Genomic DNA, 16,442 nt, shown 5'->3' with positions numbered 1-16,442 from the left:
GTGATTTGCTTGCAAGAACGAGCCGCTGGGCGACACATGCCTCTCTCGGCTTTAAATTCGCCGAGAGAGGCATGTCGAAAATTCGTCGACAGTTAGGCCGTTTCTTTAACGCTAGAGAATCGACTCCACCTGTTTGACGACATTCTCGACGGTGAAACCAAACTCTTTGAAGAGCTGTCCAGCCGGAGCCGATTCGCCAAAACGGTCTAGCCCAACGATCTTGCCGCCGAATCCCACGTATTTATACCAACCATCGCTGACGCCGGCTTCGACGACCACGCGCTTGGTGACGGCGGATGGCAGTACCGATTCGCGATAGGCCGCGTCCTGGGCATCGAATACATTGGTCGATACCATGGATACAACGCGTATTTTCTTACCCTTGCCGGCCAGTTCTTCCGCAACCTTCAGCGCCAGATCGACTTCCGACCCCGTAGCGATGATGATCGCGTCCGGCGTTCCGTCGCAGTCGCGAAGAACGTAGCCGCCCCGGCGGATCGCATCGATCTGCGCCGGCGTTCGGGACACATGCGGCAGATTCTGACGCGAAAGAATCAGCGCAGTAGGCCCATCCTTACGCTCGATTGCTGCTTTCCAAGCCACCGCGGTTTCCACAGCGTCACACGGACGCCAAACCTGCATGTTCGGAATCATCCGCAAGGTGGCAGTCTGCTCGACCGGCTGGTGCGTTGGCCCGTCTTCGCCCAGGCCGATAGAATCGTGCGTATAGACATAAATCACCGGAGCTTTCATGAGGGCCGACATGCGCACGGCGTTTCGAGCGTATTCGGAAAACATCAGGAAAGTGCCGCCATAGGGTTTGAAGCCGCCGTGCAGAACGATACCGTTCATGATCGCGGACATACCGAACTCGCGCACGCCGTAGTAGACGTAATTACCGTCGTAGGGTTCCGCGTTCACGTTCTTGCAGCCAGACCAGATGGTCAGATTCGAACCCGCAAGGTCGGCGGAGCCGCCCATGAGTTCCGGCAGCAGTGGGCCATATCCGTTGAGGGCGTTCTGCGACGCTTTGCGGGTGGCAATGGTTTCGGCCTTTTCATTAACTTTGGCGATAAAGGCTTCAGACTTTTCCGCCCAATCGCGAGGAAGCTCGCCGGCCATACGGCGCTCGAATTCCGCCGCTAATTCCGGATATTCCCTGCGATAGTTTTCAAACCTGTCGTTCCAATCGGCCTCTGCCTTCGCGCCGACTTCCCTGGCATCCCAGGCCTCATAGATTTCGGGCGGGATTTCGAAGGGCGGATACCGCCAGCCTATCGTTTCCCGAACCAACGCTACTTCGTCAGCACCCAACGCAGCACCGTGGCATTCTTCCTTGCCCTGCTTGTTTGGCGAGCCCCAACCAATGATCGTCTGACAACAAATCAAGGACGGCTTGTCGGTGACAGACCGCGCTTCCTCAATCGCTTTTTTTACGGCTTCCGCGTCGTGGCCGTCTACTTTCGGAATGACATGCCAACCATACGACTCGAAGCGCTTTGGAGTGTCGTCCATGAACCAACCAGGCGTGTTGCCGTGACCACGCACCTCACCGTCAATCGAAATGTTATTGTCATCGTAGAACGCGATCAGCTTGCCGAGCTTCATGGAACCCGCTAGAGAGCAAGCTTCGTGCGAAATACCCTCCATCAAGCAGCCATCGCCCAAGAAAACATAAGTATAATGGTCGACGATCTTGTGGCCGGGGCGATTGAACTGCGCGGCGAGAGTACGTTCCGCCAAGGCCATACCGACCGCGTTCGTGATGCCTTGGCCCAACGGGCCGGTTGTCGTTTCCACGCCCGGTGTATAACCATACTCCGGATGGCCGGGCGTCTTGGAATGCAGCTGGCGGAAATTTTTCAGCTCTTCGATTGGGAGATCGTAGCCGGTCAAATGCAGCAGCGAGTAAATAAGCATCGAGGCGTGACCGTTGGAAAGAACGAAACGGTCGCGGTCCGGCCACTTGGGGTTTGCTGGATTGTGCTTCAGATAATCGTTCCAAAGGACTTCGGCAATATCTGCCATTCCCATGGGGGCTCCCGGATGCCCGGAATTTGCTTGTTGCACGGCATCCATGCTCAAGGCGCGTATGGCATTTGCTAATTCTCGACGCGAAGGCATGTCTTTCTCCTTAATGGTTTTTATGGTTACGAAATCGAGGAAGGAATTTTATCAGCATGATCAACTTTGTCACGAGCCTCCCATAGGCACCGTGTCAATAATTATGTTTGTGAGAGTCTGCGGCAAACGAATTCTTCAACCTTTACACAAGAATGAAAAAGCCGCTTGGAACATAAGCTGGGAACGTTGCCGCTATTAGGCTGGCGGGTCGCCTCGCGGTGCTCAGAACGTGCCATCCCGCAACATTGGCGTCACCCGGCGATCTCCGGCATCGTTCTTGTTAAGACCGTTTGGTTCCATGTATTCTTAGCCGGTTATTGCGGTGACACGCCCCACGTATTTCTGATCAGGCGGTTCCGTCAGAATAGTTCGTCGGGGCCTCATGCAATAGTAATCGGGAGCTCGGATCTTCCCGGCGCTCACCTAACACCACTAGTTTGCAAATGTAGGATTCGATTATGCCAAAGAACTTACTTGAACAACTCCGCGAAATGACGGTGGTTGTGGCCGACACCGGTGACCTTCAGGCCATAGAAACCTTCAAACCACGTGACGCGACGACCAATCCGTCGCTGATCACTGCCGCTGCTCAAATGCCTCAGTACCAGAGCATCGTAGATGATACATTGAAAGGTGCGAGGCAGACTCTGGGAAAAGACGCGCCGGCATCCCAAGTCGTTTCCCTCGCTTTCGATCGGCTGGCAGTTTCTTTTGGTCTCAAAATTCTCGAGATCATTGAAGGTCGGGTCTCCACCGAAGTGGATGCCAGACTTTCATATGATACCGAGGGGACTATTGCAAAGGCTCGCGATATTATCGCTCAGTACGAAGCGGCTGGGGTTTCGAAAGAGCGGGTGCTCATCAAAATCGCGGCTACTTGGGAAGGCATCCAAGCTGCCGCAGTACTTGAGAAAGAAGGCATTCATTGCAACCTGACGTTATTGTTCGGTTTGCACCAGGCAATCGCGTGTGCCGAGGCCGGCGTGACCTTGATTTCTCCGTTCGTCGGTCGAATCCTCGACTGGTACAAGAAGAATACCGGCCGTGAGTCGTACCTGCCGCACGAAGACCCCGGCGTCCAGTCGGTCACTCAGATCTATAACTATTACAAGAAGTTCGGCTACAAGACAGAAGTCATGGGTGCAAGCTTCCGGAACATCGGGGAAATTACCGAACTGGCCGGCTGCGACCTTCTGACGATCGCGCCTTCGCTTCTGGCGGAGCTGCAGTCTACCGAGGGTGATCTACCACGGAAATTGGATCCTGCAAAAGCAGCTGAAGCTTCGATCGAAAAGATTACAATGGATAAAGAAACGTTCGACCGGATGCACGCTGAGAATCGAATGGCTTCGGAAAAACTGTCGGAAGGTATTGACGGCTTTACCAAAGCCTTAGAGACACTGGAACAACTTCTTTCTACCCGGCTTTCTTATCTTGAGGGCTAGGTATCCTGATCCACAACCTACCCGGTTAAGAATACGTTAGTTCCTGAAACCTGGGGGCGGCCGCTTCGATGGAGCCGTGGAATCTGTCGACGGCTTAGAAGTAGTCGCCCAATTCGTTTTGCCGTATCCTCACAAAAGCATCAGCCTGAGCGACGCCACTGTTGCGTCTACCAAGCCAGGCTTATTGCCGATAAGTGGGTCCCAGATATTGGGCTCGCCAACTTATGCTACCTCGTGCATCCGGGCATTCGGAAACCTGAAGGCAGGATGACACAGGATGGACTCCACGAGAAATTGTCGGAACAATACAGCCTACAACACGGACAGGTCGATATACCGTGCGCACAGATGGAACCGGTTCTATGGAAAGATACTGCCTCGTCGACAGAAAACTCGTTATGTGTCACGTCCCGTATGATTATTTACCGAGAAGGAGTTATGCTCTGTTCGAAGCCCGGAGCCTTCTCCAGGAGATATTCGGTTCGTCCAAGTGAGGTTTCTCTCCATGCAGATTCGTCTTCATAAGAACGCCCGTACCACCCCGGCCGTTCGGCAGGCCATTCAAGCGTCCACGTTGAGCGAGCGCGCCTTGGCCCAAAAGCATGGCATTAGCCGAACGACCGTCCGCAAGTGGAAACACCGCTCCTCGGTCGAAGATGCCTCACACCGGCCCCACACCCTCAGAACCACGCTCACGCCCGCCCAGGAAGCCATCGTGGTCTACCTCCGCCAAGCTCTGCTCCTCCCCTTGGATGATCTCCTGGCCGTGACCCGGGAATTTCTCAATCCCGCCGTGTCCCGTTCCGGGCTAGACCGCTGCCTGCGCCGCCACGGGGTGGCGTCCCTCAAGACCCTGCTTCCGCCTACAGAGAAGGCGAAGGTCAAACCCTTCAAGGCCTATGAGCCCGGCTTCCTTCACCTGGATGTTAAGTACTTGCCCGCCATCGACGGCGAACCCCGCCGATACCTGTTCGTCGCCATCGACCGCGCCACCCGCTGGGTCTATGTCGCCCTCAAGCCCAACCGCTCCGCCTTAAGCGCAAAGGACTTCCTCAAAGCGGTGATTCAGGCCGCGCCTTTCCGCATCCAGAAATGCCTGACCGACAACGGCTCGGAGTTTACCGACCGTTTCCTGACCCGAACTCGGCAGCCCTCGGGGACGCATGAGTTTGACCGCCTCTGTACTGAACAAGGCATCGAACATCGCCTGATTCCGCCGGGCCGGCCCCAAACGAATGGCCTGGTGGAACGCTTCAATGGCCGCATCGAGGAGGTGTTGCAAACCCATCACTTCGATTCAACCGCCGATCTGGACACCACCCTGCACCGCTATGTCGAGCTGTACAATCATCACATTCCCCAAAAGGCCTTAGGCCATCTCACCCCGATCCAGGCTCTCAAAAACTGGCAACTGTCCCATCCTCATCTTTTTCGAAAGAAGGTTTACGATCTTGCGGGACTTGACAAAATAAATATCCCGTATCTTTGCTCATCAAGGCGGGACAGGCCGAGAATTTTTGCTATCAAAAACTCCAAAAACGATAAATCCGTCGATTATCAACGGACACCGGTCAGCAACCCCTGCGACGATATTTCGATAAAGCAAAATCGAAAGATTTGACACCTGGTCAACCAGGAGGTGGGACGAGTTTTTAAGTCTTTAGCTGTCGAATGCCCGGTGTAAAGGCTCACTAGCAAAACACCGTTCCTAAGCCGTTTCATCCTGATCGGGGGTAGCCGAAATTTCAGGTTTACGATGACCGTTATACAAGTCAAGCCCGCGCGAATTGCTGCCTAAAGCCGGTGTTTGCCTCAATGAGGCTTTAGGATTCTTACCGAGCAAATGACATAAAACAGAAGTTTAAGCCTTAACTGAAGTAAAATACCGACCACCGTCCTGGCTAAAATACAGGGCGGCATCGCGTTTCGATGTACTTTACCTGCAGGTAATGGGGAGAAAATGAGATCGGTGGCGTTTGCCGTTCCGTGTAAAGAAACGCGCCCGCAAGGTATTGATCCAGGCTGACCGCCCCTGAATGGGCTCAAGACGATGTTTATCGTCTAAATCCTGACCTACTTGTCCAGGCGCATCGATTTCTACGGCAAGTTTGCGACTTAAGGAGGGCGATATGCGAGCATATCGCCCCGAGTCAAACCTCTTCTGACACTACTCTAAGTTAGCGTGTCTTGTCCTCATTTCTTCTTCCGGAATTCCTTTTTCATGAATGATATGGGCGATCGTAGCTTCTAAAAAGATCAATGCCGACAACTCAAACGTCGTGCCCATAGGCATACCGACGACCTTGCTGTATTGCTCCGCGGTGCCGATTTGGCAAACGAAATCCGCCATGTCGCCGATCGTTGAACTGCGCTTTGTCGACAGCAATGCGATCTTGGCGCCTTGTTCCTTCGCGCGTTTGGTGAAAGCAATCATCGTCTCAGTCTCTCCAGAGCCTGAGATTACGATAAATAAGTCACCTTTTCTAATGCTCGGGGTGACAATTTCACCAACAACATACGCATCATACCCACCATGCATCAGCCGCATCGCGAAGAATCTCGCGACCAGGCCGGAACGACCGGCACCAGCCACAAAAATACGCGACGCCTCATCAAGCATCTGGGTCAATTTCTCATCATAGGTTGGATCCGTTGCCTCTAAGACGCCCGAAATCTTTTCTATGATTGTTTTGTGATGCATCTGACGCCCCTATGCGGCACTGGCGAGCTCGCAAATCTCGCGTGCAGCATCGGCGGGCGAAGGAGCACCATAAATGGCCGCACCGACAACAACGATATTTGCGCCAGCGCGCGTGACTTGCTGAACGGTGGATTGCTTAATCCCACCGGCGACCGATATTCTGACGGGGAGATTCAGCCGAGCCACAGCCTGCAGGTCAGCAAACGGGGTTTGCCCAGCTGCTTGGGCATCCAAGCCTGTGTGAACGCCGATGATATGGGCGCCGAGCCTCGCCGACTCCCGCGCACATGCCACTTTATCAGGAACGTTAATGAGATCGACCTGAACCTCGGCGTTATGAGCGTTGGCCGCCTTGATTACACCAGCGATGGTCGCCGAACCGGAGACACCGAGAACCGTGCAAATATCAGCGCCCGCAGCATAGAACGGCGTCGCCTCGTATTCGCCGGCATCCATGGTCTTAAGATCGACTAAAATCAGCTTGTTGGGAAACTTTTTCCTCAACTCTCTGACCAGCCCGATGCCGTTATGCTTAATGCACGGTGTTCCAATTTCAAAAATGTCGACGTATGGAGCCGCGAGCGTCGCGAGTTTCAAGGTCTGATTGACGTCTAGCGAATCCAGTGCCAATTGTATTAAGGGTCTTGCCATGATGGGTGCTCCAATTGTTATAGTTGAGGTAGATACCTATTTAACTAAAACTTAATAGTTATAAAATGCATTCTTTAATATAAACGCATTATTCGTACTCTAAATTAGAATCGGGATAGGTGTCAACGATCCTCTGTTACTCTCTTATTATTCGTCAACGCTGGCACAACCGTACGAAACGCTAAGACAATTTCGCCATGTGCCATAAGGTATTAGCTGGGGACAGTGGCGATGGTTCTGGAAATACAGGACCAATCGATCCAGCCCATTAAGAGGTGACTTTGCCAGCTTCTGCTTATCATGCACAGCTAAGCTCAGTCTTGGAGAAACCTATCGCGTTCGGCGAAGCAGCTGTCTTATCTTGCGCTACTTTCAAGGTTTTTCAGGTACTTCGCTACACCAGTCAACCGCGCTGACGACGTGGGCGTTGCCGACAAGTTTTTTAGATACCGAGCCACACCAGTTTCGGCTGCCCCCGCTTTGCTTGGTTCCGACAGGTTTTTCAGGTATCTTGCAACCCCGGTTTCCCCTCCTTGTGCGCCTTGTGAAACGGGTGCAACTGACTGTGGAACAGCAGCCTCACGTTTGGAACCTGCCTGGCGATTGCTCCAGAACATAAAACCGATGAGTCCTAAAACGATCAACGCGATCGGATAATTTTCAGCCAAGGGATTTTCCGCTTTGGCCGCGGCGGAGGCGGGAGCGGAGCTGGGTTGATCGGCTGATGACGCAGCAGCGGAAGTTGAACTGGTCGCCTCCTGTTTCGCCTGAGCCTGTAGGGTCGCCACACGCTCTTTCGCAGCTTTTTCATGCTCGGCGATCAAGTCAACGTCCTGAATAATCACCACCGGCTCAAAATCTGCTGCCGGATATTCGGATTCAGCCTTTGCCAGTGGGCTGGCAAGTAGCAGCGCTGCAAGTACAGCTTTCGTCAAATCGTGTTTTTTCACATCATTCTCCTAAAAACATCTTATAAAAACGGATGAAGACCTAGGCCAGCATTAGCTGAACGGCCGCTCCTAACTTAGTATAAGGGGGCGAATCATCAAATGGAATATATGGAGCTCTTTCCCCGTAAGCGAGCCCGCTAGCCGCGCGCACTTCGGACGACATGAAGAAACACTCCATGCCTTGCCCCCCACGCATCAATCTAGACCTCACCGAAATTTTGGAGCCGAAAGTAGCAAAACACATGGAGCTTTGGTCGTTCAGGCTACCTTTTCCTGAACAACATCAAACAGCCAACCTCCGAGTATACAAATGCAATGGAGCTTCGCACCGGGAGAAAATCCTGAATTTCAGTTTATAAACGGTGGCGAGAGGCTTCTAAACGCTCAGTCGGTCGCCACTCACACCCATTCACTGGGTGGATAAGATCTGCCTGACTCTTCGCAAATCATCTTCGGTATCAACCCCTGCCTCCGGAGCATCTTCGATGGGTAAGACGAGAATACGTTCTCCATACCATAGGATACGTAGTTGTTCCAACGCTTCCACGGTTTCGAGTTGAGTCGGAAGCCAACCCGCGTAGCGCCGCAGAAAACCTGCCGAGTACGCGTAGATACCAATATGCCGGAGATATGGAAAGTTATCGGGTAACAGTGCGCCCGCTTCAACGAAGCCAGCCCGATGCCAAGGAATGGGAGCACGGCTAAAATAAAGCGCATAACCATTTCGATCGAGCACAACCTTGACGGCGTTCGGATCGAAAACTTCAGCGCGGCTTTGGATGGGAACAGCGAGCGTAGCAACCTGTGCCACGCTTTGGTCGACCAGGGCGGCAGCGACATGTCTCACCAAGCTCGGCCGCATGAGCGGTTCGTCACCCTGCAGATTGACGATGATTTCATCATCCGACCAACCCAACCGATCCACTACCTCGGCGATCCGTTGACTACCGTTAGCATGATCCTTCCGAGTTATCACGGCACGTACCGGCAGGTGACTCACTGCATCACAGATCCGTTGGTCATCGGTGGCCACGAAGACCTTACCGCCCGCCTCCAACGCACGTTCGCAGACATGGACGATCATCGGTCGACCCGCCAACTCGAGGAGAGGCTTTCCGGGCAGCCGGCTCGATCCGTAGCGTGCCGGAATGACAATGTTGAAGGACGCCATGCTTTAGCCGTTACGACAGCGCGTCGTATTCTTCTAGGCTGATTCTGCGGGCTTCGTCTTCCAGCATCACCGGGATGTCATCGCGTATCGGATAGGCAAGTCGGTCCGCTTTGCAGATTAACTCTTGCTGTTCCTTCTTGAAACGAAGTTCGCCTTTACAGACAGGACAGACCAAGATCTCAAGTAGTTTTCGATCCATTGCGTTTAGCCTTCAATAAAGTTAACAGTGTTGCGCCGAACTCCATCGGCAACCGGGCTTCGACTGGCACATACCAAAAATTGGGAGTGGCAAAGGCGCGGCATTTTACGGCATCCTTCTCTGTCATCACGACCGCGCGGTCGCCGACAAACTCAAAGTCGTCTGCCTGATATCGGTAATGATCAGGAAATTCGCGACACTCGAACTTCAAACCAAAATCTGAAAGATGCTTAAAAAACCGCTTTGGGTGCCCGATTCCAGCAATCGCGCAAAAGACCGATCCAGAAAAGGACGTCAACGGTACTCTCACGCTCTCGTCCCGAAGATTGACAGCCATATCCCCTTCCAAAACCATGACATACTCACCCACAGGAGCTTCGCCTGAGTAAACCCTCAGATCGACTGAGCTTAGTCGCTCGACCGGCTCCCGCAAAGGGCCTGCGGGCAGGCAGTATCCATTCCCGAATCGCCTCGCGCCGTCCACTACCGCTATCTCCAAATCGCGGCCCAAGGCATAGTGCTGTAATCCGTCGTCGGACAGAATGATGTCACAGTCGACATTTTCCACGAGCGCACTTGCCGCCTTGGCACGCTTTGCGAAAACAAACACCGGACAGCCGGTTCGGCGCGCAATGAGCAAAGGTTCGTCGCCAACAGCGTAAGCATCCGATTCCTTCGAAACCCGAAGCGGCCGAGATCCCGTCGAGACACCATAGCCACGGCTGACGATCCCGGGCTTGAATCCATTCTCCTTAAGATATTGTGCCAGCCAAATTACTAAGGGCGTCTTACCGGTACCGCCGACGGTCAAGTTGCCGACCACAACAACTGGAACCGGAAAATGGCGGACCCGCTTCAGTCCGTGCCGGTATGCCCAGCGGCGAGCCCTGACGACTTGTCGGAATAACAGTTCGAGTGAGACCAAAAAGAGATTCGGACGCGGTTTCTCATACCACTCCCGCATCAACCACCCGGTAAATTGGTTCCTCACCTGACTCGACCGGTTAGTGAGTTTCACCTGCCTCGCTCTTAGCGGCGAAAGTCACGTGTGTGAACCCGAGTTGGCTGGCGGCATCCAATACCGTGATGACAGATTGGTGCGTGGCTCTCTGGTCTGCATTAATCACCAGCAGTGGATCCTTCCTCTCGCCGGCGGCTTCCAAAATCGCTTTCTTCAACGTTTCGATTTGGGTGTTGACCACCTGATGCTCGTTGACGAAGTAACGCCCTTCTGTGTCTACCACAATGTCGATGCTCTTTTCCTCGCTTGCCGTCTGTCCCGTCGCCTCCGGTAACTGAATCTGCAATTCCGCTTCACGACTGAATGTCGTCGTCAATACCAGAAAAATTAGCAACACAATGAGGACGTCGATCATCGGAATCAGGTTGAGTTCGGGATAATCCCGACGCCGTGGCCGGAAATTCATCGCCCCTACTCCTCCTCTTCCTGACTGCTGTAAAGCGTCTCGACCAAACGCACGGCCTCCTCTTCCATGCGAACCGCAAAGTCAACCACTCGCCCCTGAAAATATCGGTAAAAGATCAAGCTCGGAATCGCTACCGCCAATCCCGCAGCCGTCGCGATAAGGATTTCGGATATACCTCCTGCAAGTTTGGTAGGATTGCTGATCCCGCTCGTCATAGAAAACGTCGAGAAAACCTTGATCATACCGAGCACACTACCCAGCAGTCCCAGATAAGGCGACACCGACGCGATCGTCCCAAGGGTGTTCAAATATCGTTCCAAGTCATGGATCACTTGGCGCCCAGCCTGCTCGATACTCTCTTTTACCGCTTCGCGCCCGTGAGAGTAGTTCATAAGCCCTGCGGCAAGAACCGCGCCGAGGGGCGAATGGGCCCGTAACCGCCGGATATAGGCACTGTCGAGCTGATTGTTCCGATACTTGTTCCACACTTCGGGCACGAGCTGAGCCGGAATGATACGACCCGGGCGCAGCGCCCAAAATCGCTCTACGATGATAGCCAGAGCCAGTATTGAACAGGCAAGGATGGGAATCATGACCCAGCCACCTGCTTTAATGATTTCAAACATAGTCAATTATCCCCATGTCAGTCAGCCAACCATTCTAGTCGATCCAACCGAACCCGGAGGTCAACACACTAAAATTCGAGCATGCCCAAACACCTTTCGGCGTATCCTAGCGGTCTGACACATCGACCGCTGACACATGGTGTCAGGCCGGCTAACGGTATCACAGGGCCTCCACATCGATATGCGGTAGTTCGACACGAAAGTTCCGACGTTCCCAAACGATCTTACCGATATCACGCCACGGCTGAGCGATATTCTTACGGCGTAAGTCTTCTTCCCAATCCATAGGCACGCTCACTTCTTTCAGCTTGATCACAAATTCGGCGTGCGATAGATCCAGGCCTAATTTCGTGCCCCAAAAGGCTGTAACTTTTTTCAGAAACTTGCTCAAGCGTTCTCGGTGCATGTGAGACGTCACAGCAACGTTTGCCCACATCGACTGGACCCGACCCCAGTTCGGCGCGACTATCCGTCCTTCCTCGTTGACGAAAGGCAGCCAGTGTTCGCGGCCGGTCTCATCCCTGTACGTGATCGCCAAGATGTGATTGTAGCCGGCAAAGTGGTCATGCATGTAAAGGGCGTGTGGCGTTATTCCAAGAAAGGCGTGGGAAAAATTGATGATCGAGTTGCTGACTTCATCCAGTACGCGCCCGAACTCACCCATGTCGCAGTCGTCACCACAGCGGTACAAGAGACCGTAGTGAACCGTGCTGTTCAGTTGCAGCATCAGAATCAGGATGAGGAATTTTGCGATACGCTGGGTCTGTTGCGCAGGCGTCGCTGCATACCGCCGGTACCATTCCCCAAAAGGATGTTCGCCCCAAGAACCTGGGTCTGAAGTAACGGCACAGGTTTCGTCGCAAACAACGCGTTCTCGCCGATCAGCTATTCGTCGATAAATCCGGTTTCCCCAATGATAGACGCCCGGCAACTTCATGAACCAGCCGAAAGGTGCGGTATATCCCATGCAGACCATGATCTGAATATAAGTATCCAGACCAGAATACAGCCTCCCCTCGCCGTCCAGCGCATAAAGATCTTTTAAAAGTTCGCTTTCCGGAATCGATTCGAGTTGCCGATATTCCTTGGCGTAAGTTTGCAAATCCCTAAATTCTATAGCTCTGAAAATATCGAAATGCTGAATAATAATTACCGTGCGGTTGCACAATGGACATTGTCGATCGTAGAAAACGGTCAATCTCGGTTGCTCTAGCCGGAGCGCCTGTGTCAGTTTCCGCCACCACTTGAACGGAACCATCAAGAAATAATGAACCAGCATTGCAAAACCGAACGGATAGATATTGAGGGAAAGAATAATTCCGGTATGGAATATTGCTCCGATGAATAGGAGCGGCACACGGAAGGGGCGGAACCAAAACAAAAATAAAAATACCAACTGGAAAACGATTATCGTGTAACCGATAAACATCTCCACGAGCTTTAGGTTCAGCAAAGGGGTCATGTCGATAGCCGACATGTAATAAGGCATGGTGGGCGGAAGCCAAGCCCCCATGCCGTTACGCCAAAACTCCGCGGAAAGCTTATGAATACCGGAGTCGAGATACAGCAATCCCAAGGAAATGGCGAGCGGAAGATAGTAGGCAAGGACGGACACCTTGTCATTCGGCTCGTATCGGCTCGCCGGAGTCGAGTACCTCAGTTTCGAGCGTAGATTGTCCAATGACAACGCACGTTCCGTGGGCAGAAAAATCAGGAGAAAGCTCGAGCCGGTCATCAACTGATCGAATCCGCCGTCGAAGTCTTGCCACATGGGCGTAAAAACGACGAAAACAACCCAGAATAGATAATTGGCTACCGCTGCTCTTCGGGTATGGTAGCCTAGCACCAGGCACACCGCGATAGCCGCCCATACCAGGAGAAAAAAGTGCAATATCGGAGAGGCCCTATCGAAAAAAGGCACTGGGTCAAAAATGAGGTGTCGAAAATAAAATAAGAAAACGATTTCCTGAAGTATGACTAACGAAAAACCAATTCGGAAGGCACCGAGACCGACAGCGGGAACTTGTTTGACGAGTCCTTTCTCGACTAAGGTTTTCAATTTGCGATACATTGCTTAAATACTTTGACTGGATATTATTAGCAGGTTTTGAGTAATAAAAAACGATCCAATTGGACAGGATTATTAGGGTTTCAGTCGAGAGTGGAGCGGAGGGAATAAAGTTGAACGCTAGGAATTTGTTATAGATCGAAATCGACGAATGCGGTTCAGACAAGCTCTGTCAGTTGCCGCCGGCGTAAGCGAATAGACATCCCCCCGCAGGGATCCGAACACTGTATCATGATTCCGGACCGGCGCTTTGATCCAAGTCAGATAAGTCCGAATCGATCCCCAAAACGCCATGGTATCGTTACCGTCACTCGCTTTGTTCGCTCGAGCCAATGAATTCGTCCGCGAGCGCTCTATTCCCGGCCGGAACAACCAAAGTTCAAAATGTCCCGGAACATGGCCGATTTCCCGGACCAAAAAGAATCTTGTCCCTGGTTGCGAAAACGGATCACTGCAAATTGTAATGTTTCCCTTGCGGAATTAACCACGTTTTGCTGCTTGATCGGCGCGAATTGCGCTGAGTTCTGCTTGCCAACAATCCACCGAAGCGTTGGGAATGTCTCCATGAAAAGCTAAAACCATCCACGCACCTCGAATGTGGAGAATTCTTCAGCTGGTACTTCATCGATGACTTCAACTGAATCAACTCGTGCCCGAGGAGGACCACTCTCACACCAGTCCAGAAACTCGGCGATCCGTTGCGACTCACCTTCCGCAAGAATTTCTACGCGACCGTCGGGAAGATTTCGCACCCACCCCGTAAGCCCAAGAGATACCGCCCGATCACGCGCGGTCGCCCGGAAAAACACCCCTTGCACCAACCCCGCTACAAAAACGTGAACCCGCCTGGTCACAGGTATACCTCCAAGCATTCAAAGCGTAATGAGCCAACAATGATGAATCCGCGGATTGCGCTCGAAGTCCTTAGGGATCGTCTGCCGACCGATATCCTCGAGCTTCATACCCGCCAGGGCCTCAGTATCGAGTTTGAATTTCCGGTAATTGGTGGAAAAAACCAAAGTCCCGTCCGGTGCCAGGAGTTCGGTGCATTTTTTTATCAGCATGGCATGATCCCGCTGAACATCCCAGGTTTGCCGCATTCTCTTGGATGTGGAGAAGGTGGGCGGGTCCAGGAAAATCAAATCGAAGCGCCGCTTCTCTCGCAATACCTGATCGATCCATTCGAGACAATCTGCCTGTATGAACTCGTGGCGGCTGCCATGAAGGCCATTCAGCTCGAGATTACGCTTCGCCCACTCCAAATAGGTGCGGGACAAATCCACGGTGGTGGTCGAGGCCGCCCCGCCTTGGGCCGCGTACACCGAAGCGGTTCCGGTGTAGGCGAAGAGATTGAGAAAACGTTTGCCCGCCGCTCGATCTCGGATCATCCGCCGGGTAATGCGATGGTCGAGGAATAGCCCGGTATCGAGGTAATCCTCGAAATTGACCCAAAATTTCAATCCACTCTCCTCGACCACATGAAACTGCCCAGTCTCGGCTTGCTTTTCGTATTGCGCTAAGCCTTTCTGCTTACGCCGAATTTTTAGGAAAAGCTGCTCTGGGGGGATTTCAAGCACTTGAGGAACGACCGCTACGGCATGGACCAATCGCATCTCGGCCTTGGCCGGATCGATGCTTGACGGCGCCTCATACTCTTGCATATGGACACAGGTGAGGTCGCCCTGATACACATCGACGGCTACGGCATATTCCGGCAAATCGGCGTCATACAGCCGATAGCACCGGATTCCGTTTTGCCGCGCCCAGCGTCCGAGATTCTTAAGGTTCTTGCGCAAACGGTTGGCGAACATTTCCGCGCCGCTGTCGGCCATATCCACAGCCTTGGCTTTGCGGACAATCTCGCGAATCTTACGTTGAGTTTCATTCAACGGCTCGGATTCGCGCGGGTTGAAAAAACGCTCCGGCTCAATGCCGAAATTGAACAGCCGGCATTCGAGCGCCCCGTTATAGAGCGTGTAATAGCGCCTGGCCCGTATCCCCAATTTGAACGCCAGTTCCGGATTACCGGTCAGTACGGCAGCCTTCCAGCCGACAAAATGTGTCTTGAGCACCGCGCCAAGATCAGTGTACAGCGGAACCAGCGTACTCGCCTCGCCCAAGCGCTCGCCGTACGGCGGATTGACCGCGATCAGTCCGAACCCGTGACGCGGCCGAACATCGGCCACGTCCTTCCGCTCCACGTGCACGTACCCCCTGAGCCCAGCGTGCTCGATGTTTTCCAAGGCGATGCGGATAGCTCGCCGGTCGATATCGTAGCCGACAATCGGCGGAAGTTCACGCAAGCCTCGCTCGGAGCGCCGTTGAGCGTCTTCCACGAGCTTCTGCCATAACATTCGATCATGATTTTTCCAGCCGAACAGACCGAAATAAGGCCGCAGCAAACCCGGGGCGAAATCGCCAGCCATGAGCGCAGCTTCGATAGGCAAGGTGGCCGACCCGCACATGGGATCAACGAAATGTCCTCCGTGCGCGGCGATCTCCGGCCAACCGGCGCGAAGCAGAATAGCCGCCGCCAAGTTTTCCTTGAGCGGAGCCTTACCGCCTTCCTGCCGATAGGCGCGTTTGTGCAGACTTTCCCCAGATAGGTCGATACTTACTGTCGCTACATTGCGATCCAAATAAACGTTCACCTGAAGATCGGGTCGGTCCGGACGCACCGACGGGCGTATCCCGTAATTTTCCCGGAAATAATCGGCAATGCCGTCCTTTACTTTTTGTGCGCCGAACATCGTGTGGCTGATCCTGGATCGGCTGGAGGCAAAATCCACGGCGAAAGTTGCCTGCGTATCCAGATGAGCGTTCCATTCGATGCGACGGATGCCTTCGTAAAGTGCTTCGGGCGTTGCGGCCGGAAAGCGTTCCAACGGAAGCAAAATGCGATTGGCTAAGCGGGACCATAAGCAGGCCTTGTAAGCCACTTCGAGGTCGCCGCCAAAGGCCACGCCCGCACGGCTTATTGCGACCTCTGCTGCCCCTAATGCCCTGAGTTCGTCGGCCAAAAGATATTCCATACCGAGCGGAACGGTCGCAAAAAAGCGCTGAAAATGAATCATCGGTCA

General features: G+C 53.3%; 13 protein-coding genes and 1 pseudogene. 2 read left to right on the top strand and 12 right to left on the bottom strand.

Annotated elements, in window-relative coordinates:
* Nucleotides 1-111: 111 nt before the first annotated feature.
* Nucleotides 112-2,124, bottom strand: a complete 2,013-nt coding sequence (tkt, locus tag QEN43_RS03150) for a transketolase (protein WP_026611931.1) — start codon at nucleotides 2,122-2,124, stop codon at nucleotides 112-114.
* A 458-nt stretch (nucleotides 2,125-2,582) separates the two neighbouring features.
* Between tkt and QEN43_RS03145 the strand changes: the two genes are divergently transcribed.
* Together QEN43_RS03145 and QEN43_RS03140 are read left to right on the top strand one after the other, a co-directional pair.
* The gene (locus QEN43_RS03145) at nucleotides 2,583-3,569 is read left to right on the top strand and encodes a transaldolase (RefSeq protein ID WP_026611930.1); all 987 of its coding nucleotides are present in this window, start codon (nucleotides 2,583-2,585) and stop codon (nucleotides 3,567-3,569) included.
* A 505-nt stretch (nucleotides 3,570-4,074) separates the two neighbouring features.
* A pseudogene (locus QEN43_RS03140) lies at nucleotides 4,075-5,034 on the top strand (IS481 family transposase); the annotation flags it as partial.
* A gap of 702 nt (nucleotides 5,035-5,736) precedes the next feature.
* Here the strand turns inward: QEN43_RS03140 and hxlB are convergent.
* From hxlB to rlmKL, 11 genes are all read right to left on the bottom strand, one after another.
* Complete coding sequence (gene hxlB / locus QEN43_RS03135) at nucleotides 5,737-6,270, bottom strand: 6-phospho-3-hexuloisomerase (RefSeq protein WP_026611927.1); 534 nt, start codon at nucleotides 6,268-6,270, stop codon at nucleotides 5,737-5,739.
* A 9-nt stretch (nucleotides 6,271-6,279) separates the two neighbouring features.
* On the bottom strand, nucleotides 6,280-6,921 hold the full coding sequence (gene hxlA, locus QEN43_RS03130; protein ID WP_026611926.1) for a 3-hexulose-6-phosphate synthase: 642 nt from the start codon (nucleotides 6,919-6,921) through the stop codon (nucleotides 6,280-6,282).
* 356 nt (nucleotides 6,922-7,277) lie between these two features.
* Nucleotides 7,278-7,871 carry a hypothetical protein gene (locus QEN43_RS03125; protein ID WP_026611925.1) on the bottom strand — a complete coding sequence of 198 codons (594 nt, stop codon included), beginning with the start codon at nucleotides 7,869-7,871 and terminating at the stop codon, nucleotides 7,278-7,280.
* 409 nt (nucleotides 7,872-8,280) lie between these two features.
* Nucleotides 8,281-9,042: a 3-deoxy-manno-octulosonate cytidylyltransferase gene (gene kdsB / locus QEN43_RS03120; protein WP_026611923.1), complete on the bottom strand. Its 762-nt coding sequence runs from the start codon at nucleotides 9,040-9,042 to the stop codon at nucleotides 8,281-8,283.
* Between the two features lie 10 nt (nucleotides 9,043-9,052).
* Nucleotides 9,053-9,241, bottom strand: a complete 189-nt coding sequence (locus QEN43_RS03115; protein ID WP_026611922.1) for a Trm112 family protein — start codon at nucleotides 9,239-9,241, stop codon at nucleotides 9,053-9,055.
* Nucleotides 9,222-10,205, bottom strand: coding sequence for a tetraacyldisaccharide 4'-kinase (gene lpxK, locus QEN43_RS03110; RefSeq protein ID WP_051332041.1), 984 nt, complete (start codon nucleotides 10,203-10,205; stop codon nucleotides 9,222-9,224). The genes QEN43_RS03115 and lpxK overlap by 20 nt, the downstream gene beginning before the upstream one ends.
* 40 nt (nucleotides 10,206-10,245) lie before the next feature.
* Nucleotides 10,246-10,668 carry an ExbD/TolR family protein gene (locus QEN43_RS03105; protein WP_026611920.1) on the bottom strand — a complete coding sequence of 141 codons (423 nt, stop codon included), beginning with the start codon at nucleotides 10,666-10,668 and terminating at the stop codon, nucleotides 10,246-10,248.
* A 5-nt stretch (nucleotides 10,669-10,673) separates the two neighbouring features.
* The gene (locus QEN43_RS03100) at nucleotides 10,674-11,294 is read right to left on the bottom strand and encodes a MotA/TolQ/ExbB proton channel family protein (RefSeq protein ID WP_026611919.1); all 621 of its coding nucleotides are present in this window, start codon (nucleotides 11,292-11,294) and stop codon (nucleotides 10,674-10,676) included.
* A 160-nt stretch (nucleotides 11,295-11,454) separates the two neighbouring features.
* A complete protein-coding gene (locus QEN43_RS03095) occupies nucleotides 11,455-13,365 on the bottom strand; it encodes a DCC1-like thiol-disulfide oxidoreductase family protein (protein ID WP_317963695.1) in 1,911 nt (636 codons plus the stop codon).
* Between the two features lie 569 nt (nucleotides 13,366-13,934).
* On the bottom strand, nucleotides 13,935-14,234 hold the full coding sequence (locus QEN43_RS03090; protein WP_036269285.1) for an acylphosphatase: 300 nt from the start codon (nucleotides 14,232-14,234) through the stop codon (nucleotides 13,935-13,937).
* Entirely contained in the window at nucleotides 14,235-16,436 is a 2,202-nt protein-coding gene (rlmKL, locus tag QEN43_RS03085; RefSeq protein ID WP_026611916.1) for a bifunctional 23S rRNA (guanine(2069)-N(7))-methyltransferase RlmK/23S rRNA (guanine(2445)-N(2))-methyltransferase RlmL, read from the bottom strand.
* Between the last annotated feature and the right edge of the window lie 6 nt (nucleotides 16,437-16,442).

This window comes from Methylocaldum szegediense (assembly GCF_949769195.1).
Lineage (GTDB): Bacteria > Pseudomonadota > Gammaproteobacteria > Methylococcales > Methylococcaceae > Methylocaldum > Methylocaldum szegediense.
The sequence above is the reverse complement of the archived record's forward strand: the minus strand, read 5'-3'. Positions and strand labels throughout refer to the sequence as shown.